Below are 21,590 nucleotides of genomic sequence, written 5' to 3' on the forward strand. Positions count from 1 at the left end.
TAAACAAACTTTTACACTCTCCTATAATAAGGGTTCCGTTGACCAACGTGGTCAACTTCATTCTACTCTTTTTGACCACTATGGTCAATATTATTTTTCTATAATGGTTCTTGATACTATGCTGAACAAAACTCCATCATATTCATTCGCGTTAATGATACAAACCGCAAAAATTGAAGTGAGGATAGATGAATGATAAAAGCTCAGGTTCGCCCTGAGCTTTTAAGTATGTTCTATTTGATTCCGGTTGCAACTAATGCTTATGAATTATTATTATCTACCTGCTATCATTCCGAAAAAAGCGAATAAAATGCCAAATGTATAACTAATTACAAGATAAGAAATAAGAGGTTTCCATCTTTTTTGAACAAAAAGTTGGATGTTTTCCAGTTTAAAAGTCGAAAATGTTGTGAAAGAACCTAGGAATCCTGTTCCCAGTAACAAAACACCATTTTCGCTGATACCGACTCCCATTACATAACCCAATAGAAATGATCCAAGCAGATTTACACTTAATGTGGCATATGGAAAATCAGACATACTGTATTTTTTAAATAAACGGCTGATCCAGAAGCGGGCAATGGCTCCAAAGAAAGCGCCGAATGCCACAAGCATTCCATTGACGATCATCTTTAAGCCCCCTTCTGTTTGTACTGTGTGAATTTATGCATTCCTATTTTATAGCCCGCCCATGACATTAACAGGCCACCGGACGCACTACCGACTAGATAGAGGGATGCTATAACCAAGTGTGAATGGGATAGCAGATGAACGGTTTCCACACTAAAAGTGGAGAACGTAGTGAATGATCCGACCAACCCTGTTCCGATTGCGGTTGTTAACATCGGGTGAAGCTTTTTTATTCGAAATATATAGGAGGTCATCAGCCCCAATGTAAAGCTCCCGATCATATTTGCCAGAAAAGTCCCCAGCGGGAACGTATGGTTCCACAAATCCCCGGTAAATATTCCTATATAGTATCGTAACAAAGCCCCCACCATTCCTGCTGCCCCAACGAATATGTAAACCATGTTTCCACCTCATATATCTTATTGTTAATGAAAGAGACTCCTGCCAATACGAATGCAAGTAGGAGCCATCTACTTTATAGTAGAAAAGCAAACTTGTTGCGCAATTAGCGTATTTCACGCCAATTATCTTACATTAATTTGGTTATAAACATTGTGGCAATCCCAAAATAGATAAGAAGGGAAAGAATATCATTAATCGTGGTAATCAAGGGACCAGAAGCTACAGCAGGATCGACGTTGAACTTATACAGAATAAGCGGGATGATGGTTCCAGCCAACGTCCCGATAATCAATGTGATGAGTAATGAGCTTCCCACCACAAATCCAAGGATCATATTTCCTAACCACACAAATGCGATTAGGGCTATCATGACTGCACAAGTGACACCGATGATGATCCCTACCCATAGTTCACGGAAGATCAACTTCACTACCTGCTTCACATCCAAGTCGTGGGAAACAAGTCCCCTGACGACCACGGCCAGTGATTGAGTGCCAGTATTTCCTGTCATACCCGCAATCATAGGCATGAAAAAGGCGAGTGCCACCACTTGTTCAAGAGTTGCAGAGAATTTGTCTATGATACTTCCTGAAACAAGTCCAATGAATAATAATAAAATGAGCCATGGTAGCCGGCGATAGGCAGCCACGAATGGTTTGGTCGTGAAGTCGATGGACTTCCCCGATGCAGACAGTTTCTCAATATCTTCATTAGCTTCTTGTATGACGACATCAATGATATCATCGACGGTAATGACTCCTACCAGTCTGCCATCCTCTTCAATCACTGGCAGCGTGATGAAGTCATAACGGCTGATCAATTTTGCCACTTCTTCCTGGTCGGTGTGAACATCCACTTTTACAACCCGGCTATACATGATATCTTCAATTTTATCGAATAATTCACTGAGCAATAAATCCTTATAGGAAATGACCCCTATCAGTTTTTTATCTTCGTCGATGACATACAGATAGTTCAGATATTCGGCCAATTCAGCAAAATGCTTGAGCTTATCCACCGCTTCGCGAACGGTATAATGTCGTGGGATCCAGACATACCGGTTGTTCATGATACGACCGGCCGTTTCCGGTTGATAGGTCATGAGATTCTGGACCACCTGTGATTCTGCCTGATTCATCTCAGACAAGAGTTCCTCGATCTTCTCCGGTTCCAAGTCTGTCAATAAGGTGGCCAGATTGTCATTTTCCATCAAATTGAGGACTTTAGTAGATTTTTCAATCCCCAATTTTTCCAATACGATCAACTGATCTTCCCTTTCAATCTCCTGGATGAACTCCGTTAATTGCTCAAGTGGCAAATATAAGAGAAATTTGTTACGATGCTTGGAAGGAATATGTAAATATTGATGAGCTATATCATAGGGCTGCAGCTCTTCAATGATAGTTAAGAAAACATCTTTCTTACCATCTTTCAAGCTTTGGATGATGGCAAGTGAGATTTCATTTTCAGTCGTGGCTAATGTCATATGCGTACCCCTTATGAAGATTTCTATTTGAATGCGCGAAATGGGGAGACACCTAAAGGAATGAACGTCCCCTGATAGTATCTCCTAAAGCATGTATAAATTCTACTTCTATTTCACTCTTTGATGATCTATAGATAGTATTTCCTTTAATTCATCCTCTGTTAAGGTTTGTACGACCTTTTCATTCGGATTCATGACTTCCTGAATCAAATGGCGTTTTTTGTCCTGAAGCTCGTTCATCTTCTCCTCGATTGTTCCCTTGGCAACAAGCTTGATCACCTGCACAGTATTTTTCTGTCCCATCCGGTGTGCACGATCCGCTGCCTGTTCTTCTACGGCTGGATTCCACCACGTATCGTAGAGAATGACCGTATCTGCAATTGTTAAATTCAGCCCCGTTCCACCTGCCTTTAAAGATATGAGAAAAACGTTCCGTTCACCCAGATTGAATTGATCACACATCCGTATCCTTTCTTCTGATGGAGTGCTTCCATTTAAATAAAAGTAGGTCTGTCCATTCCCGGAAAGCTCACGTGCAATCAGTTCAAGCATTTTCGTAAATTGTGAAAAGACAAGGACCCGTCTTCCTGATAATCTGGATTCCTCAAGCAAGTCCATGAGCTGTATGAATTTACCTGAGGTACCCTGATAGCCATCCACAAATAATGCCGGGTGGCAGCATATTTGTCTTAATCGGGTCAACCCAGCGAGAATCTTAATTTTGTTTTTTCTTAACGTATTTTTATCCAAATGCTTCATAGTATCATGTCTCAGCTTCGCGAGATAAGCCGCATACAGCTCTTTTTGCTGAGGCAGTAGATCTATAGATTCGGTGAATTCCTCTTTACCGGGAAGCTCAGCCAATACATCCTCTTTCAGTCTGCGAAGAACAAAAGGTCTAATTCTCTTCGCAATATCTTTTTTTGTCAGGCGGCTGTAATCCTTTAGGCTGCGAAATAAATGAGGAAATACTACGTGGAAGATGGACCAAAGCTCCTCAAGGGAATTCTCTACAGGTGTCCCCGTCAATGCGAAACGATTTTCAGCTTGTATCTTCTTAACGCTTCTGGCCGTTTGGGTGACTGGATTTTTAAATGCTTGTGCTTCATCGAAAATAACCGTATGGAATGTTTGAAGCTCAAACCATTTACTGTCGCTGCGAAGTAATGGATAAGATGTAATAATCACATCAGCATCCTTCATTTTCTTTTGTTTCTTCCTACGTTCCACTTTGTTTCCATCCAGGATGAAAGCATGTATGTCAGGAGCAAATTTCACACATTCATTTTTCCAATTATAGGTAAGGGATGAAGGGCACACAATGAGAACCGGAAGCTTCCTTGATCTTATCCCATCTAGTTCTGATACGATAAAGGCAATACTTTGAATCGTCTTCCCCAGTCCCATGTCATCTGCCAAGATCCCTCCCATTCCATAATGAGAAAGAGCCTTCATCCAGCGATACCCGGTTTTCTGGTAACTTCTCAGCAGTGTGTCCAAAGCAGCTGGAACTGATATCTTCATACTGTCGGGATCCATAAGGTGTCGGAAGCAATCTTTAAATGAGTCTTCCATAATTAATGTTTGTTCTCCATCTACTGAATCGAGGAGATCCATGCTTTGATGAAATGGGAGCTCAAGTCCCTTCACTAAATCATTCTTCTCTGCTTGAGAGGTATGAAGGAACCGCTGGATCTCCTGGAATTCCGTTGATTCCAATGAAAGCAGTGATCCGTTTTTCATCCGGAAATATTTTCGTTTTTCTTCCAACGCCTCGAGGATTCCCATCACCTGACTATCTGGTATACCTTCCATTTCAAATGTAAATTCCAGCCAGTTCATTCGTTCCTTTTTCACTTTCACCCGGATTTTCGGGGTATGATTGCCTCTGGATACTCTATTCCTGACAGCGGTGGTGGCAAAGATTTGAACATGTTGCTGGATCTTCGTCACCCCATAGGTTAAGAACTCATACTCTAAATCCTCATTATGTAAAAAGTATCCCCCTTCTGTTTTCCCGAACGAAAACTCCTCCATCCATTCGAGGATTCGGTCTTCCTTCTCCACATCACGGATGATAAGTGATCCTGAAGGAGTCTCCCTATTTTCAAGAGGATGAATGACCACTCCGTCATAATGAAATTCAAGTCCCGCTAATAGGCGATTTTTAACCCGGTCGAGATACAATTTCGCCACAAGGGGGGCGGTATCCAACCTCCGGGCTATGTCTTCTGAAAGTTTCACCTCACCTAATTTCTTTAGACCTACAGCAACTTTATCGAGGAAAAAGCCAATCTGTGATTGGGGAATCGGGATGGATTCGTTTCCTGATCTATTCAGGAGTCTCTTTAATTCAGAAAGTCGTTTAACGTCCATGCTTTCAAGCTGTGTAACTTCCCCATCATGTATGACCACTTGATACTGATTCAAGATGATCATATTCCTTAGTCCTGAAATACCTAATTGGAAACTGCCCCCTTCATCCAGCGTAAAGTCGAATGTTAACGGAAGAGGGAGTTCCCTTTCTTTGATTTCCACCAAGACCCCGTCATTTTGGAGTATTTTCACATTTTCACTTCTTAGCAAAAGTGGTAATAGTTGCTCCCAGGAAGATGGAGGTATAATCAACCTTTCGGCACTGTCACTTGATCCATTTGTTGATAAGGTCACAAGATGTTGAATGACAGCATCCGTTTCATTTTCAAAGCAATGAAACTCCTGATTGAATAGAAAGGAGTCTGAAAGAGGGAAAGGTTTCCCTTCGTTTAAGCTGTAGAGAAAAGAACGGACACCATGCACCTTTATATTTTGTATGGTGAATTCGATTGCAATCACCTCTTCCCCGCTCAGAAGTGTGACTGGCCGAATGAAGAATTTACATTGCAGGGTTTGTCTGGTTTCAAAATGACGCAACCTGCCCGTTTTTCGAAGGGATTCTTCTTGAAAAAGGGTGAAGAAGTCCTCAGTGATGCTTTCTTCAGAAGATCTCGAGCTTCTCTGTTGATGTTGAATTGCCATTAAAACGGCTGCAATATGCTGACAATCTTTATCAAACGATGCAAGCTTTGGACAGCTGCATTCAGCTTCAACTGTACCCCCGGCATCTTCTTGAATGATAACGTGGAAATCTTCTTCTCCTATGACTGTCGCTTTATAATAATGGCTTGTCGATTCATCTATATTCACTTTATTCGAGCGGAAATAGGCTTCTCCCCGTTTGAAAGAAACGTTACCGCATCGATCTTTTATGAGTTGTTGGTGTATAACTTTCAATAGATCTGATCCTTCCTTGAGTATCTATAGGCTTTATTTAATCCTTGATCATTCTTATGATAACAACAAAGTGGGAAATTAGAAACAAGGACTCGTGATTACTATTTTAATAGAAACGTATAATATCGGGATGATCAGCATAAAATATAGGGAAATGAATCCTATAAAAAAACCGCACTATGAGGCCAGTCACAGTACGGAAAACCACCTAGTTCTCTACTTTTCAATGTGATTCAATAAAGAAAGGATGAAGCTTCCTGCTTGGAACATGAGCATGAAAATATAATATTGCTCCATCATTCTCACCTCCTTTCGGGAAAAATAATTGTCCCCATTTGATATGTATGTAGGATTCACTCTATTCATGCGTTTTTTTGTTGTGAATTGAATCTTCTGTTATAGAGAGACAGAAATCCCGTGCGATCTTTTGAGAGATCCCACGGGATTTTTGAATTTTTCCCCATTCGAAATGGAGATGAGAAGGCAGGGGAGAAGTTTATCAGGGAAACACAAATAGCCTCCTGCCACACACAGCAGTACGATAAATTCATGAAAGTTTCGCTTACATCATTTTTTCTATTGCATACCGTGACTTTTGCATGTAAATTAGTCAAGTATGTTTATTAGGAGGTATCATCATCATGAATCACACACAAAACACTCAACGGATTCAAATGGCAACTGCCGATCCATCCGCTCTTGGTCTTTTCGGACTGGCTATGGTCACCCTTGTAGCTTCTTCGGCAAAATTAGGCTGGACAGACGGCGTTTCGTTCATATTACCGTGGGCCATTTTCCTTGGAGGAATTGCTCAATTAATGGCAAGCTTCGGGGATGCCAAGCACAATAACACGTTTGGAATGACGGCATTCGGTGCCTTTGGACTATTCTGGCTTGGAGTCGGTACGTCCTGGTTGATTTCATTCGGGGTATTCGGAGAACAAGCAGCTGCTGCAGTCGATCCGGAACAGCTGGGGATTGCTTATATCGGGTATTTGATATTCAGTCTTTTCATGACGGTTGGCGCCATGGAAACCCATAAGGTTTTATTTATTATATTTGTACTGATTGATTTCTTGTTTATTGGATTATCTCTTTCAACCCTGGGAATTGCTCCTGAGGCTACCCATAAACTGGCTGCCATCTCTGAATTATTCATTGCACTGTTCAGCTTTTATGGTTCTGCTGCCAGTGTGTTGAATACCCATTTCGGGAAAGAGACTCTTCCGGTTGGAAAGCCATTTGGTATATTTAAATAATAAAAAAAGAGACAGGCGAGTTAATAACGCCTGTCTCTTTTTTACTAACGGGTTCGGTTTTAAAGTACAAAATTTGAATTAGCAGTGCTTTTCGCACAGTAATTTCCGGTAGAATCAGTACACATTAGCAGTTAAATTAACACGTGAAAAGCTCTCAGCCATAATGCTTCGATCCTTTTTTTATCATTCCTTATTAAGTTGAATAAGGAGAGCCGTTTCCCTGACGTTTAAAAATTAGCGGAATAATTCCGTTTAAATCAGGAATTGCAGCTATTTTACGAATCTTAGCCGGAGTTTTTCCGCTTATTGAAAAATATCCGTTGAATATTGTTCCATATTGAGGAGTTAAGCGGAACTTCTCCGCTTATTTCAGCATTTTAACCCTCCTCCAGCTGCCTTAGACGGAATTTCTCCGCTTATTAATCTGCCGCCAAGGTTAGTTAAATAAGTCTCCCTGTCAATATGGACATACCCATTCACACTCACATCCCCACGCTGACAATAACTTTTGACACCTTGCTAAAAGGAGTGCGAATCCGGGTACACTCCTATACGCTCATTAAAAACCCTAATATCAACAAAAATTAGCAGTCCAATTCAGTTACGAATTGGACTGCTAATTTCCGTGCTAATCAAGTTTTTGTACTCGAAAACGGAACCCTTTCCTTTTTCAGTATGCCTTTTTCACAATGGGGTTCAGAATTTCAAAGTGAGGATCATCTAAATCCAGGTATGGGAACTAACTCATGCTTGATGTATGAATTATTTCCCTCGTTAAAAATTCAGTCTTTTTATATACAGTCCCTGAGACACGATAATACAAACCATATTTTGTTTCATACTAAAACTAATTACTAAAGGTAAAGGATGTTATGTATGAGCGGGATAGTAATTTCAGTCATTCGGACGTTGGTCAGTTTTATACTATTGGTTCTCTTGGCCTTAGGGATAGGCAAGCATATTAACGCTCATAAGAATCATTTTAGTTTTGCCTTATCCATTACGATCGGCTCTCAGATCGAGAAGATGGGATTTAATACCCATCTTCGTTTCACTTAAATTCTTGGTTCATTTTTCTCGTTAATCCTTCCCTTTTACATCCTTCTTATTCTTACCTCTCGAAATAGAACATTACGAAGATGGGTTTCAGGAGCTCCAACCGTCATTATTGAGGAAGGAAAAGTGCTTGAACATAATATGAAGAAAATGAAATTCACGTTGGATGATTTAAATCAACAAATGCGTGAAAAAGGATCTTTGACATTTCTGAGGTAGAATTTGCTCTATTGGAAGTAAGCAGACAACTCTCTCTTAAAAAGAAAGATCCATTTCAGCACGTCACTAAAATGGATTTCCAGCTGCCTGTTAAGACTTCCAACTCGCTTCCCATTGAATTGATCATGAATGGAATGATTATCAGCAAAAATCTCACCCCCCCCAATACAGTGACGAATGGTTGGAAAAGGAATGCCGCAGCAGAGGACTATCAGTTAGAGAAATTTATTACGGGGTTGTCAGTAGTGATGGTTCTTTTTTTATAGATTTGTTTCACGACCGGATTCAATCCCCGACAGATATCGAATAAGGAAATATTCGCCTATATTTAATGATCACGCACTTTTACATTTCGTTTCGTGCATCCTCAATTTATCTTGCCAGCCCTCTTTCAAACGCAGCTAAATGATTCTGTGATGCATTCCTCAACTGTGTGAAAACAAACCCTACATCCTCTGGAAGTGGGTAAGCAAGAAATGTATCATACATAGCAATATTATCGATTTCCCCTTGGACCCCTGCTCCATAAGCGTCATTAATCGAATCCGGTGTCGTCACGTAAGATTGGGACTGATCTTGTGGCAACGGGATTCCATATCGTTGAAATAAAGTCTGGAGTGCTGTGATATGGCGGAGCTCCGCTTCTTTAATCCTCATAAATGTTCGAACATTGCCGAATTTCTGTATGATCCGATCATACCTCGCCTGAGCCAGATACTCATCCTGCATGGCATAAACGAGCATTTGAGGAACCGTAAGATTCGAGGCAGCGAGTGCTCCCATTGATCCATAATCTCCTTGGCGGAAAGCACTTCTGCTTCCTTTATTCTTCATGATATAATACAAAAACCAAACAGCGTGATTCTGCTCGTCTTCAGCCGCATGTGAAAATGTTTCCTTTATATAGGCATCCTGTACTCCATCACGGATGCCATGGTAAAAATCAACCGTTTCCTGTTCATCCTTGAAAGCAAATTGAAGTCCTTTTTTATATTCATCCGGACAACCTTCCTGCAGTTTTGGACTAGGCTGGAGTCCTGTCAGATTCGTATAGATCTCACTGAATGCTTTAAAATGACGTTTTTCATCTTTTCTAATTTCCAAGATTCGAAGCCTTTCTTCCTCATTGGGTGCAAGATTTGCAAGCTTTTTATAGCAGGCAATCGCACTGTACTCGCCATTGATGGCTTTTTGAAGATCATCCACCAGGGAGTGACTATCGGTCACACGGGTGTAGCCATTCAGGTTAAAGGGTTTGAATTGGCGGTAATAATGGTATGGATTCAACGTAACATTCACCTCTTTTTTTCCAGTCAATACTAAGATATGACTAGTCAAGAAATGGGTGTTTGTACCATTTTCATTTCTTCTTACTTTGTGCGTAAGCGTCCAATAAGTCCTTCACCAAAATTCCATCAATCAACATACCTGATATATCACAGTCAGAAATAGAGACATTTTTCAAATTACAGTTTTGAAACTTCGACTCTTTAAACTCACAGCGCTCAAACCTCATCGGTTCACCTACATCCCCAAGATTTGTGTCATGAACATGTAACCCCCCGAGGTTTACGTGGACTATTTCACTTTGTGACAGATTGAGATCAGCCAATAGAGCCCTTTGGAAATTTATATTCTGAAAACGGGTTTCTGCAAGGTTACAATTGCTAATCTGCACCCCTTTCAGATTGCTGTTGCTGAACGTGGAATTACTCGCGTTAATTCTGTAGAATTCGCCCCTCTCCATATTGCAATGTTCCACATGAATGTCAGCCAGATCAACATCTTTCATACTATCACCTGCAAATGTTACATATCTCTGAATACCTTGAGGATCAGTTTCTACATTCATTCTCTTCTCATAGCAATATTCATCATGAGTTTCGAATATTTTAGTGAAACCCAGATTTTCATAAAAAGTGTGATTGCTCAGCTGCAAGCCCGACGTCTCAAGTTCCCATGACACGACATGCGGAAAATTCCCTTCCATAATTTTCATTACTTGAGATCCGATTCCTCTTCCTTGATAGTAGGGGTCAATGAATATCCGGTCGATCCGTCCATGGCGTTTGCCTACGACCGTTACAATCAGTCCACCCACTATGGTGCCGTTATAAAATACCTTGTAATAATCCAATTCCCTTATCATATACGTATTCATTTCGATAGAATCATAGCCCGGAGGCTGGATATTATAATCTACGATTCCTGCTTGATTTTGAGACCATTTTTCCCTTTCTGCATCAAACACCTTTTTTTGGACAGCTGTAAGGACTGAAGCGTCCCCGATATATGCTTGTTCTATTTTCACTGTACTCACTTTCAAGATCCTCTTTATCAGTTGAAATAGTTTTCTATCACTTTAGTAATGTCAAATGCACCCGAACTCTTATTTGATAACACAACTACTTTCAGATCTTTTTCCATGTAATGGGCAGAATGAAAACTCACCCCAGGATCATATCCCATCACATGCTGCTTCTCAGGCAGGTTTAACCACATTCCATAGCCGTAGTCCACGCCTTCCTTCACATTGACATGGGGTTCGGTTATCCGCACGGTATTCTCTTTTTTCAAAAGCTTATTGGTCAAGAGAGCTTCCCAAAACGAAATCATATCAGGACCCGTCACATATGCTCCTCCATCCGCCCCTCCCTGGATGGGAATGGAATAGATATTCGTTCTCCAGGTGTTGTCGCTTTCTTCAATGTAGCCGTTGGCCGTATTAGCCGGTAAGCGATCAAGGCGGAAATATCCGGAAGCCTTCATAGACGCCGGTGTAAAAATGTTTTTCTCTATATAATCTTGAACCGTCATCCCAGAAAGATTCTCGATAACCAATCCAAGTATGATATAACCGGCATTATTATAATGGAACGTCTCACCAGGTTGCGATTTCATCGGTGAATTCTGAAAGAAGGGTAAAAAATCCTCTCCCCTCTGAATGAGATACATGGGCGTTTCCTTCCATAAATCCTCGAAGTCATCCATCACTTCTTCATCAAAATAATCTGGAATCCCGGATGTATGTGTCAATAAGTGTTGGATGGTCACACGATCATCGAAATATGGAAATGGAATGGACAGGCATTCTTTTAGCGGCGTATGCAAACTCAACATGCCTTTTTCCACAAGTTGACAGATGGCCACTGCGGTAAACAATTTACATCCTGACGCAATTCCGTATCGAGTGTCTACATTGTTTTCACGTCGTGCAGAGCGATCAGCATAACCAAATGCAGCTGCTACGAGAATCTCCTCATTTTTCCTTACGATTACTGTCCCAGAAAAGTCACTTTTTTCTGCATGTTCTTGAATTATGGTTGATAATTGTTTCATACCTGCATCCGCTCCTTTATAGTCATAAAGTCTTTCTTGAAATGCTTATGTGGCAAGGGGTATCTCTCTTTAACGCACCCATTTCAATCGCTTGAATTTCCTCTTGCCCACCTGCACAACCATCCCATTTGCAATTGTTACTTCCTGTTGCACATTCAGCACCTTTTCACCGTTGATCCTGATTCCCCCATTTTGGATCATCCTGCGTGCTTCACTTTTTGAACTTTGCATCTGTAGGGACACTAGCAGATCGACGATGGATATCGCCTCTTCCCCATGCCATCTTGCTATAGGAATATCATCAGGAAGTGCCCCTTTTTGGAAAACCTCCTTGAATTGGTTCTCGGCTTGTTCTGCTGACTCTTTTCCGTGATACATCCTCACAATCGTCTTCCCTAAGAGAATTTTGGCATCCCTAGGGTGAAGAGATCCATCACTTATTTCATTGGTGACCTTTTCCTTTTCTTCTAATGATAAATCTGTTATGAGATTAAAGTATTTAACTATTAACTCATCAGGAATCGACATCGTCTTGCCGAACATTTGATTGGGATCTTCATCGATTCCAATGTAATTATGTTTGGATTTTGACATTTTCTCCACTCCGTCAAGACCTTCGAGTAATGGGAGCAGAATGACAACCTGTTTCTCCTGGTTATAATGTTCCTGAAGATGCCTTCCCATCAGTACATTAAACTGCTGATCCGTCCCTCCCAGCTCAATATCACTTTCAAGGGCGACGGAATCATAACCCTGCATCAAAGGGTAAAAAAGCTCATGAAGCGATATTGGCTTTCCTTCAGACAGCCGGTTGGAGAAATCATTTCGTTCAATTAACCGCGCGACCGTGATCTTTGAGGATAAGTGAATGACCGCTTCTAGATCAAGGGATGAAAGCCAGCTTGAATTGTAGTGAAGCTCCACTTTATCTTTGTCGAGTACTTTGCCGAATTGTTCAAAGTATGTCTCTGCATTTCTCTTCACCTCCTCATTTGTCAGTTGCTTTCTTGCGACCGACTTCCCGGTGGGATCCCCGATTTTCCCGGTGAAATCCCCGATAATGAGCTGGACGATATGGCCGTTTTCTTGAAACTGCCTTAATTTATTCAAAACAACCGTATGGCCCATGTGAACATCAGGGGCAGTAGGATCCAGACCCAGCTTGATCTTCAACGGCTTACCGGTAGAAATTGACCTCACCAATTTTTGTTTTAATTCTGTTTCTGGAATGATTTCATGCACTCCATTTCTATATTGAGCCAGCTGCCTTTGGACTTCGAGCTGCTGGGCTTTTGTTAGGGATTTCCCTTTGTGATCCATCATCATTTCTCCTTCAATTAGTCTGTGTCGAACTCACAGCAAGTTTCTGCTTATCGCTTTACTGAAGTTTTCTGATTCTTCTAACCCTACCTAAACAAAAAACCACGCCCCCCTATAATAAGGGACGTGGTTAACGCGGTACCACCCTAATTGAAGATCACTCTTCCACTCTATCCGGATAACGGCCCGGCCGTTCTCTGCTACTCTATCAGTTCACAAAGAATGTTCAAGGAGGTAATTCATGCTTATCTATGTACTGATTTTCACCAGACATCAGTTCTCTACGACAGGGAGATAAGTCACTACTGAATCCTATCATTACATGTATGATTTAGAATTTTCATTTATTTTACAGGATAATTCAGGAAAAAACAATCATAATTTATTTATTCTTTCACTATCCCCATTACAAACCCATCGTAACCTTTTGATCCCACGGTCTGAACCACCGTTGAATCGATTCGTTCTTCTTTCGATAATAGTTCTACGAATGTACGTACTCCCTGAACACTTTCATCCTCACTGTCTTCATCAATGACCCTTCCTCCACGAACGACATTATCCGTGATGATGACCGTCCCGGGCTGCGACAATTGAAGAGCCCATTTTATATAGTTGGAGTTATTTTGTTTATCTGCATCAATAAAGATGAAATCAAATGTACCTATAAGCGTAGGCAGCGTGTCCAGGGCCGCGCCAACTCTGATTTCCACTTTTTCTTTCATACCTGCCCTACGTATATTTTGCTCGGCAACCTTAGCATGTTTGTCACTATACTCAAGTGTCACAAGCCGGCCGTTCTCCGGAAGGGCTCTCGCAAGCCAAATTGTGCTATATCCGCCAAGTGTTCCGATTTCCAAGATTCGTTTTGCCCCTTTAAGTTGTGCCAGTAAGGAAAGGAATTTTCCCTGATTTGGTGAAACATCAATGGCAGGAAGCTCTGCTTCGCTATTTGCCTGTAATACAGACTCCATGATTCCATCGGTTTTATGAAGTTTCTCAGAATAATATTGATCTACTTTTGTCCAAGTATCTGCTGACATTTGTTTCATCACTCCTAAATTGTTTACATAATGTTTTTATGTATAACTATTACTACTAATGATCCTCTTTTGATGACTCATTCACTTTTCTCCTCAAACACAAAATTCCTTATTCCTCTAACATTCGTTTTACGCGAGACCGTTTGATGTGCTCACGCTTTCGACCTTTTTGGTTATTTGTAACGTAGAGTGGACAACGTATAAAGACCCATTCCCATTTACCCCTGTTTGATCAGTCGTTCCCGCCCAAAAGCGGCCGGAAGGATCACATTTCCCATCATTGAATCTGTTTTCCTCAAGATGACTTTCAGGGTCCACCACGCTTTCTAAGATACCCGTGTCCCAATCAAAAAAATGGATGCCGTGTTGAAGTCCAAGGATTGTCCGTCCCCTATTTGTCTGAGAAAGACAACCTGCGGATTGATTCAACTGGACTTCTTCCAACTCATCATTCAAAGTATGTAGGCGAAAGATTTTCTTTTCCATAATATCTACCCACAGGAACATCTTTCGCTTAGGGTCCCAGCATGGACTTTCCCCCAGAGTATTTCGTAAATCTACTACTACATTGACTGACATAAAAAAACTTCTTTCTAAGAAAGGTTGCTACTATGTAATTCTAGTTAAATAATGTAAATCCCTTTAATTGTCCCTATATTTCCGCAATTACCCCTTTTTAAAAAGATATCACCGCTGGATTCACTTCTTTGAAGTAGTTTTCTCATCGTTCATCTTCTTTCTTACTACAATTTAAAAGCACCCGGCAATAGGCCGGGTGCTTTTAAAAAGGTTATTTTTCTATCTTATTTCCTTCATAAATCTTTACATCAAGTGGAGCGGCTAAATATTCAGGAGCCCTTCTTACAAATGATGTGAAATGTTCACTTGTATTATGACTCTCAACCGCTGATGAGTCCTTCCATACTTCAACCATGGTATAGACGTGATCTCTTTCAGTATCTTTCATTAAATCGTATGAAATATTCCCTGTTTCTGCTCTGGAAGAAGCGACTAACGGACGCATTTCTTCTAAAAATGCCTGTTCTTGTATAGGGTTAATTTTAAATTCAGCGTGTATGATAATCATATTGATTCTCCTCATCTATTATTATTTCCATTCTGTGATGGATTCAACTGGCAAACGGACTGATTTATAGCCTGCATCTGCCGCTTTCCCGATCGAAATCAGCATAACCGGGTAGTAACGTTCTTTATCCATGTCATAGGCTTCAGCAATTTGATCTTTTTCGTAACCACCTATCGGATTTGTGTCATATCCGTGAGCACGTGCAGCAAGCATCAGCTGCATCGATACCAAACCTGCATCGATGAGGTTCATCTCTTTGAACTGTTCGACCGGCATCGTATCAAGTAATCCTTTAATGGCAGGAAGCTGTCTGTCTCTTACTTCTGCAGGCATATGCCCCTCTTCGACAGCCTTATTATAGATTTCATCTGCATAGTCCAAGCTGCTCATATCAACAAATACTGCAATAACGGCTGAAGATGTCTTGACTTGCGTTTGATTGAATTTTGCAAGGGGCAGAAGGGTTTCCTTTCCTTCTTCACTGTCAATGACCACAAATCGCCAAGGCTGCATATTGACGGATGACGGGGCAAGGGTTGCCTCTGTTAGGATTTCTGTCATTTCTTCTTTACTGATTTTGACTGACGGGTCATAGTTACGAATGGAACGGCGACCTGTGATAATTTCATTAAAGTCATTGATTTTTGTAGTATTCATGATGCATTCTCCTTCATGTCTAATTTCTTAGTATTCAATGTCCTGTACATTGTCTTGGATACGATTTAACATGCCTGAAAGAATTGATCTTTCTTCTCCTGTAAAAGTCTTGAAGACCTTAGAGATAAAAACCTCTTTCTCTTCCCGGTAAGCTCTAATCCTAAGTCTTCCTTCTTCTGTCAGGCGAACAAAGGTGAAACGGTTGTCAGCAGGATTTTTACGTCGCGAAACCATTCCTTTTCCTTCAAGCTGTTTTAAATGCCTGGTAACAGCCGCACTGTCGATATTCACTTCACGTTGAAGGGCAGTCTGACTGATTTCTTCTACTTCAAACAGCCTGTGCAACAGTTCCAAACGGGACTGACTGATTCCTGTACAACGCTCAAATTTCGGACTCATTTGCTTATATATATCATTAAGTTGAATGATGATCTTCTCTTCTTCACGACACGAGTTGGACAAAGCATCCTCCTCCTTTTAGATAATTGAGAGGTCAATTGTTGACCCATCAATTAATATAATATATTTAAATATAATAGTCAACCAAATAGATTTGTGTAAAAAAAAGCCGGCTTAAAGAGATGCGACCCCTTAACCAGCTTTCTTGATTTATTCTTTTACTTCAGTATATGTAAAAGATAACTCTTTCAATTTCTTAATGATTTCCCCTTCATAATCATCTATTAGAGGAATATGTTCATCAGCATATCCTGAAAGCCCTTCATGGTATCCGACCATCACAGCATGCTTCGCTTTCTTGAACATACTTACGTCATTAGAATCATTTCCAAAGGCAATAAAATCCATTTCAGATACTCCAAATGTTGAAAGAGCACTCCATTTATGTATTTTGGCAGGACTGAGATCCACTACCTCTTCATTCGTGTGGTTATTCACAACAATATCCAGGGACTTTAAATCTTTTGACAAGTCCTGATAATTAGTTGATGTTAACAGCAATATCTTCACAATCCTATTCAATGATTCAACCGGAAGGGACCTGGCAAGATTGGCTGGATCCAAAAAATCCAGGATGGGATGATCGTTAGGACCTGTGTAAGCATAATCCCACTCACTATCGATTAAATAAGTCGCTTCATATTGGTCTATAAGTTCATGAATCTTCTCAAGGTCGTTTGGATGAAAGGAATTTGAATGTATGACTTCTCCTCCCTGATAAAGAAGTGACCCGTTTCCACCTATTAATGGATAAGAATGCAATCTCACATCCAGAACGGGAAGCATATCCCGAATCGGACGGGCGGAGGCAAAGAATAGTTCATGACCACTTGATTTCAGATCAAGCAAACATTGGACCATTCTTTCTGAAACAGGCTCCCCTTTAAAACAAATCGTTCCGTCTAAGTCAAACACAAATTTCATGATGCACACCCTCTCTCAATATGTATGATTTTACCACATGAAAGAGAATGTAGTCACCCTTTTTCAACAGCTAAGAGCTACTCCTTCGGCAAGTCCAGCGCTTGATAGGCAGACTGATATTTCCCACCTTCTGCGACTTCTGAATGGTAAAGAGCTTTAAGGGCAAACGTTCTCTCTAAATTCATTTCTTCCATCAATACTTTCAGTCGTGTCTGCAACTCTTTATTATCCCTTACCAATAGTTTCATTTGCGATTTCATATATCTCATATTGAGTATTTCCCCATTTCTATTTGAACAATTCATCAAGTATACCACCGATGACCCCTGTTCTAAAGTGATTTCTTTCTGGAAGGCCTGTTCACATTCATTTGTTAAGAAAGTATTGACCAAAGAATTTTTATACATACGCTACTTTAATTCACTGGTTAACAAAACGACCATTTTTGAATCAAAGGATCATTTCATCTGAAAATAAAATCACTGGACACTGGTTTTTTCCCGATCTCCCTTGCCCATACGGATAGTTGACCAATATGATGGATTTCATGGGTCACTACATGTTGCAAAACCTTTTTGAATGTAAGACTGTAAGTCCTGCCAGATTTTGTTGACATATTGAATTCTTTCTTGTCGTAGGCAGGGGTCCATAAGGAGAGAAATTGTTCAGATTGTTGCCGGGTATTTTCTGAAAAACAAATGACTTACTCTAATGTGGTAATCGTATGGTTGTTCTTCATCGGCGGAGGATTTCCTTGCAGCTGATTCATCCAGATCCGTTCACAATCCGCAACATGATAAAGGTTCTTTAGGAAGCTTCCCATTCCCCCTGTACGCTCTTTCAGAAGTTCTTCATTTTCAATTTCCCTGCACCATTCAAACCAGTCTTTCCTTACTTCCCAGTTATAAGAAAAAAAGTCTATCATTCTCTCATCTATCCTTTCATTATGTCATTTAAAACCGCTATTCCATGAAGTATCCAACCACCATGATCCTCAGCCCGTTCAAAGCAAAGAATATCCCATAAATCAGCATGACCATCCCCGTCCCAAAACCATATGGATCAAATGGGCTTAAGGAGAAACCAGTCACAAGCATGATCAAGGGACTGAGAAGAAAACATGCAATCCCCGACCATATCCGCTTCTTTTTACTACTTCCTGAAACCTTCACGACTATAAGATTGGTGAATGCCAAAACCGTCACAATCATCAATAACAAAACAAAGAGGATGCACCACTCACTCATCCCCATTCCTCCCCCTCTCACTAACTATAGGCAATCCAAAAAGAAAGTCCCCAACTCAATACGAGGAACAAGAGACTGGCAATGAAGTAGGGACTTTTACCCGTAGAGCTTGCGGATTCATATTCATATTTGAACTGATTATTCGTGATAAATTTAGCAAAGGTCCCTGCCTGATTGAATTGTGCCCTTTTGGAGATGTTTGTCACCCATCCAAGTGCAAAGAAACAGAGGCTTGAGATGAAGGCCGTATCCAACAAACTCCAACTTTTCAATGAGCTGACCATTATCGTAGAACTCAACATCAATGTAAACAGAATCAATACGACTGTAAGGAATAAGAATCTAGGAGGTATGACCCTTTCTAATTGTTTACTGAATTGGTCGATGAAAAAAGCTATCAGCGTCCCGATGATCAGGATGATGATCGTCAGGAAAACGTTAAAATAGTAATACAAGTATAATCCTCCATTCATTAATACCTCTATATATCTGAGTCTCTAAAATGTAAGGAAGAAAAAGATAACATCCATGATTCCCAAACACAATAGAGTGATGAGTAAAGACGTTTTCTTCCAATATCTTTTAAAGTACAAAAATAGCAAAGTGAAATATAAGAATCCCATAGTGAACAGGAATATAAAGTATTCTCTCATCAATTTCCCATCAGCAAGAATGCCCTTAACATAAACCCATTGCAACTGTTCGTTGACATCCAGTGGGACCGTGAAAAACATCAGTCCGAATCCTATCATCATAAACGCTCCTAGTAAATTGAGGAGGGAATACATACTCAACTGCTTTTTTGGATGATGAACTATAATCGGTTCACCATCAACATCGCTCCTGTCAACTCTTACTCCCATTAAAAAATCCTTTCTGCCTGTTCTTTCCTACTACTACGAAAGAACAGACAGAAAGGTTTCAAATAATTCTAAATTTATCAATTATTGGCAATGTCTTTACCCAGATATCTGCCTAAATATATACCACTCGCAGCTGCCTGAGATAAAGAATGTGTCTCTCCAGAGCAATCACCAATCAAAAACAAATCAGGTACTTCAGTCTCAAAGTTTCGATCCGTTTGTAATTTAGGCTCATAGAATTTCGCATCCAAGCCGTATAGGAGTGTATCAGGATGCACTTTCTCTCCTATCAGCTCTTCCAAGCAAGCCAGAAACTCAAGGAGTGCATTCCCATATTGATCAGGCACCTCTTCCCATATACTCCCGACTCCCCCATCGAGGGACGGATTTATAAGATTTCCTTCCAAAGAAGTTGTCCTTCTATGTAATTGGAAATCTTCCAGCCTTTGAACGACAATCCGCCCCCGCCTTTGATTGATGCCGCTAATAATCTCAGATGCATAATCCATGGCTTCATCATGGCCGGAAAAGTGTCGAGGCACGAACAAGCTGAAATTTAAATTCGCACTCGGGCTCTCTTTTTCACGTTCATTTTGTCCATCCGGCATTACCATCCCATGTTGATGTTTACGGATGATCCTCCCACGGGGATTCATACAATACGTGGTTGCACTAAAGGTGTCCCTTTCAATCTTCAGCTTCGTTTCAAACGTATCCTGCAATATTTTCTGTAGCTGATCCCCTTTCATCTCTACACGTATCCCTAGATCCAAACGGGTTCCCCCCGGATGAAGCCCTAGAGATGCGGCTTGTTTTTTCAGCCACGAGCTGCCGCTCATCCCGGTTCCAATTACTACTTTTCCAGTGGTGAAATCACCTTTATCAGTTTCAATGCGAAATCCTGGATCTTGGATTGAAATCCTCTCAATGATCGTTTCGAAATGGAAATTGACCCTGGTTTTCAGAAATTCATACATCTTTTGGAACACTTGATTTGCCAATGCTGTCCCCAGGTGTCGAACCTCCGTTGATAATGCATGTAGTCCAGCAAGTGCCGCCCTGTTTGAAAGCTCCTCATTTTTTGTACTGTAAACAGGTCTGATGGCGCCGCCAAACTCACAGAGGATCTCGTCCACTTCCTGCATCAAGTCAAGTGTGTGCTGTTTTCCAATCTTCCTGCCAAGCTCTCCTCCGAAATCATTCGTATAATTGAACTTTCCTTCTGATTTACCCAGGCCGGCAAAACCGATATATTTACTGCATAGGCCGACACACGTGCACTCTCCACCGGTATCCAATCCACAAATCCGCTCACTCAGTGCCTTGCCAACATCGACCATATGGATGGTGAGATGTTCATTTTGTTTCATCAATGTGTAAGCGAGAAACACACTGCTCACACCTGCTCCTATGATGGTGATGTCGTGATGATTTGACTCCATGTCGTCTCCCCTCTCAGTTGAATTCGTGCCTGTGCCACTTTTGAAGCACTGAATCAACAAGGTCTCTTGATTTGCTTCCAGAACCTTTCCATTTCAGTCGGAAATAACAGGTCTGCATGAATTGTTTGACATTCATTTGCTCTCTGTAAAACGATAGGGAATATCCATTATCCTTATAACGTTTGTTTACAGAACTGGAAATCTCCATCACCCATGAGTGCAGCTCTTCATCAGTCAATCCTTTATCGATCAGCGCTTCAATGGCATAACATAAGCGGCCATCCTCATTATCCATATAAGCTGCGTCTTTGAACATGCATACTTTGACCACCTTAAGGCTTCTCTGATGAAGCTCTTGTGGAAAATGTGGGTGGTTGATGACTTCCGTTAAATAGTCGGCTCAGTGTGCAATGCTGTGTGCCCACCCTTTCCTTTCCACATAACCCCGGGTATCGACTTCTGCCTCCAAATAGTGAAAACAGGCTTCGGTTGCTTCCTGGATTTTTTCGTAGGGTAAATATGGCCTTTCACGGTCCTTATCCAAAAGTAATGCCAAAACCAATGATGAAAATGAACGAGTAAAAACCGAATCATCTTCCACTTTTCCAATTCCATAAAACAAATGAGTTTCGTCAATACAACGATCAAACAAGAATATCATTTGCTCATCTGAAAGATGGTTTCCTTCCATCAGTCTATAGAAACTCGTATAAATCAGCGTATACCTTAAGTCTCCATTAATGGAACCAATGTGGTGGAGCATTTCATTTAATAATTCATCCATGTGCGTTTCTTTAATGGATTCTAAACGTGTGAAATCAATCGTTCTCAATTTCATTGCCAACCGTTCTTCCGTGATCATATCCTTCATCCCCCTGCTATCA

The 21,590-nt window shown here is 40.8% G+C and carries 21 protein-coding genes, 3 pseudogenes and 1 other annotated feature; of the genes and pseudogenes, 3 read left to right on the plus strand and 21 right to left on the minus strand.

Annotation, left to right across the window (positions count from 1 at the left end; all coding sequences use genetic code 11):
- Positions 1-273 precede the first annotated feature (273 nt).
- From crcB (JI667_RS03695) to JI667_RS03710, 4 genes are all read right to left on the minus strand, one after another.
- On the minus strand, positions 274-627 hold the full coding sequence (gene crcB / locus JI667_RS03695; RefSeq protein WP_206851145.1) for a fluoride efflux transporter CrcB: 354 nt from the start codon (positions 625-627) through the stop codon (positions 274-276).
- 5 nt (positions 628-632) lie between these two features.
- A complete protein-coding gene (gene crcB, locus JI667_RS03700) occupies positions 633-1,031 on the minus strand; it encodes a fluoride efflux transporter CrcB (protein ID WP_206850683.1) in 399 nt (132 codons plus the stop codon).
- Between the two features lie 128 nt (positions 1,032-1,159).
- The gene (mgtE, locus tag JI667_RS03705) at positions 1,160-2,518 is read right to left on the minus strand and encodes a magnesium transporter (protein ID WP_206850689.1); all 1,359 of its coding nucleotides are present in this window, start codon (positions 2,516-2,518) and stop codon (positions 1,160-1,162) included.
- A 108-nt stretch (positions 2,519-2,626) separates the two neighbouring features.
- Positions 2,627-5,791 carry an SNF2 helicase associated domain-containing protein gene (locus JI667_RS03710; protein ID WP_206850699.1) on the minus strand — a complete coding sequence of 1,055 codons (3,165 nt, stop codon included), beginning with the start codon at positions 5,789-5,791 and terminating at the stop codon, positions 2,627-2,629.
- A 641-nt stretch (positions 5,792-6,432) separates the two neighbouring features.
- On the opposite strand from JI667_RS03710, the gene JI667_RS03715 reads away from it, so the two are divergent.
- From JI667_RS03715 to JI667_RS23125, 3 genes and pseudogenes are all read left to right on the plus strand, one after another.
- Positions 6,433-7,050, plus strand: coding sequence for an acetate uptake transporter (locus JI667_RS03715; protein WP_206850701.1), 618 nt, complete (start codon positions 6,433-6,435; stop codon positions 7,048-7,050).
- Between the two features lie 876 nt (positions 7,051-7,926).
- Positions 7,927-8,109 carry a hypothetical protein gene (locus JI667_RS03720; protein ID WP_206850703.1) on the plus strand — a complete coding sequence of 61 codons (183 nt, stop codon included), beginning with the start codon at positions 7,927-7,929 and terminating at the stop codon, positions 8,107-8,109.
- Between the two features lie 108 nt (positions 8,110-8,217).
- A pseudogene (locus tag JI667_RS23125) lies at positions 8,218-8,591 on the plus strand (DUF421 domain-containing protein).
- A gap of 106 nt (positions 8,592-8,697) precedes the next feature.
- Here the strand turns inward: JI667_RS23125 and JI667_RS03735 are convergent.
- The 17 genes and pseudogenes from JI667_RS03735 to JI667_RS22625 all read right to left on the minus strand — a co-directional run bounded on the left by JI667_RS03735 (position 8,698) and on the right by JI667_RS22625 (position 21,577).
- Positions 8,698-9,612, minus strand: coding sequence for a ferritin family protein (locus JI667_RS03735; protein ID WP_414635219.1), 915 nt, complete (start codon positions 9,610-9,612; stop codon positions 8,698-8,700).
- Positions 9,613-9,685: 73 nt separating this feature from the next.
- Positions 9,686-10,645, minus strand: a complete 960-nt coding sequence (locus JI667_RS03740) for a GNAT family N-acetyltransferase (RefSeq protein WP_206850708.1) — start codon at positions 10,643-10,645, stop codon at positions 9,686-9,688.
- Between the two features lie 17 nt (positions 10,646-10,662).
- Positions 10,663-11,664 carry a serine hydrolase domain-containing protein gene (locus JI667_RS03745; protein WP_206850710.1) on the minus strand — a complete coding sequence of 334 codons (1,002 nt, stop codon included), beginning with the start codon at positions 11,662-11,664 and terminating at the stop codon, positions 10,663-10,665.
- Between the two features lie 69 nt (positions 11,665-11,733).
- Positions 11,734-12,984, minus strand: coding sequence for a tyrosine--tRNA ligase (gene tyrS, locus JI667_RS03750; protein ID WP_244668192.1), 1,251 nt, complete (start codon positions 12,982-12,984; stop codon positions 11,734-11,736).
- A 117-nt stretch (positions 12,985-13,101) separates the two neighbouring features.
- Positions 13,102-13,312, minus strand: a binding site (T-box leader).
- A gap of 58 nt (positions 13,313-13,370) precedes the next feature.
- Positions 13,371-14,027: an O-methyltransferase gene (locus JI667_RS03755; RefSeq protein WP_206850714.1), complete on the minus strand. Its 657-nt coding sequence runs from the start codon at positions 14,025-14,027 to the stop codon at positions 13,371-13,373.
- A 129-nt stretch (positions 14,028-14,156) separates the two neighbouring features.
- Positions 14,157-14,606 (minus strand): SMP-30/gluconolactonase/LRE family protein, encoded by a 450-nt coding sequence (locus JI667_RS03760; protein ID WP_206850715.1) that lies wholly within the window; start codon positions 14,604-14,606, stop codon positions 14,157-14,159.
- A 211-nt stretch (positions 14,607-14,817) separates the two neighbouring features.
- On the minus strand, positions 14,818-15,114 hold the full coding sequence (locus tag JI667_RS03765; RefSeq protein WP_206850716.1) for a putative quinol monooxygenase: 297 nt from the start codon (positions 15,112-15,114) through the stop codon (positions 14,818-14,820).
- 21 nt (positions 15,115-15,135) lie between these two features.
- The gene (locus tag JI667_RS03770) at positions 15,136-15,774 is read right to left on the minus strand and encodes a nitroreductase family protein (RefSeq protein ID WP_206851147.1); all 639 of its coding nucleotides are present in this window, start codon (positions 15,772-15,774) and stop codon (positions 15,136-15,138) included.
- Positions 15,775-15,798: 24 nt separating this feature from the next.
- On the minus strand, positions 15,799-16,233 hold the full coding sequence (locus tag JI667_RS03775) for a MarR family winged helix-turn-helix transcriptional regulator (protein ID WP_206850717.1): 435 nt from the start codon (positions 16,231-16,233) through the stop codon (positions 15,799-15,801).
- Positions 16,234-16,380: 147 nt separating this feature from the next.
- Positions 16,381-17,154 (minus strand): HAD-IIB family hydrolase, encoded by a 774-nt coding sequence (locus tag JI667_RS03780; protein WP_206850718.1) that lies wholly within the window; start codon positions 17,152-17,154, stop codon positions 16,381-16,383.
- A 77-nt stretch (positions 17,155-17,231) separates the two neighbouring features.
- On the minus strand, positions 17,232-17,423 hold the full coding sequence (locus JI667_RS03785; RefSeq protein ID WP_206850719.1) for a hypothetical protein: 192 nt from the start codon (positions 17,421-17,423) through the stop codon (positions 17,232-17,234).
- A 194-nt stretch (positions 17,424-17,617) separates the two neighbouring features.
- Positions 17,618-18,079, minus strand: a pseudogene (locus tag JI667_RS22620) (DinB family protein).
- Between the two features lie 37 nt (positions 18,080-18,116).
- Positions 18,117-18,401, minus strand: coding sequence for a hypothetical protein (locus JI667_RS03800; RefSeq protein ID WP_206850730.1), 285 nt, complete (start codon positions 18,399-18,401; stop codon positions 18,117-18,119).
- A gap of 20 nt (positions 18,402-18,421) precedes the next feature.
- Positions 18,422-18,856, minus strand: a complete 435-nt coding sequence (locus JI667_RS03805) for a hypothetical protein (protein WP_206850732.1) — start codon at positions 18,854-18,856, stop codon at positions 18,422-18,424.
- A 42-nt stretch (positions 18,857-18,898) separates the two neighbouring features.
- Complete coding sequence (locus JI667_RS03810; protein ID WP_206850735.1) at positions 18,899-19,264, minus strand: hypothetical protein; 366 nt, start codon at positions 19,262-19,264, stop codon at positions 18,899-18,901.
- A 77-nt stretch (positions 19,265-19,341) separates the two neighbouring features.
- Positions 19,342-20,706 carry an NAD(FAD)-utilizing dehydrogenase gene (locus JI667_RS03815; protein WP_206850737.1) on the minus strand — a complete coding sequence of 455 codons (1,365 nt, stop codon included), beginning with the start codon at positions 20,704-20,706 and terminating at the stop codon, positions 19,342-19,344.
- 13 nt (positions 20,707-20,719) lie between these two features.
- Positions 20,720-21,577, minus strand: a pseudogene (locus JI667_RS22625) (DUF2785 domain-containing protein).
- Between the last annotated feature and the right edge of the window lie 13 nt (positions 21,578-21,590).

Origin of the sequence: Bacillus sp. NTK074B (assembly GCF_017303375.1) — a bacterium.
Lineage (GTDB): Bacteria > Bacillota > Bacilli > Bacillales > Bacillaceae_B > Rossellomorea.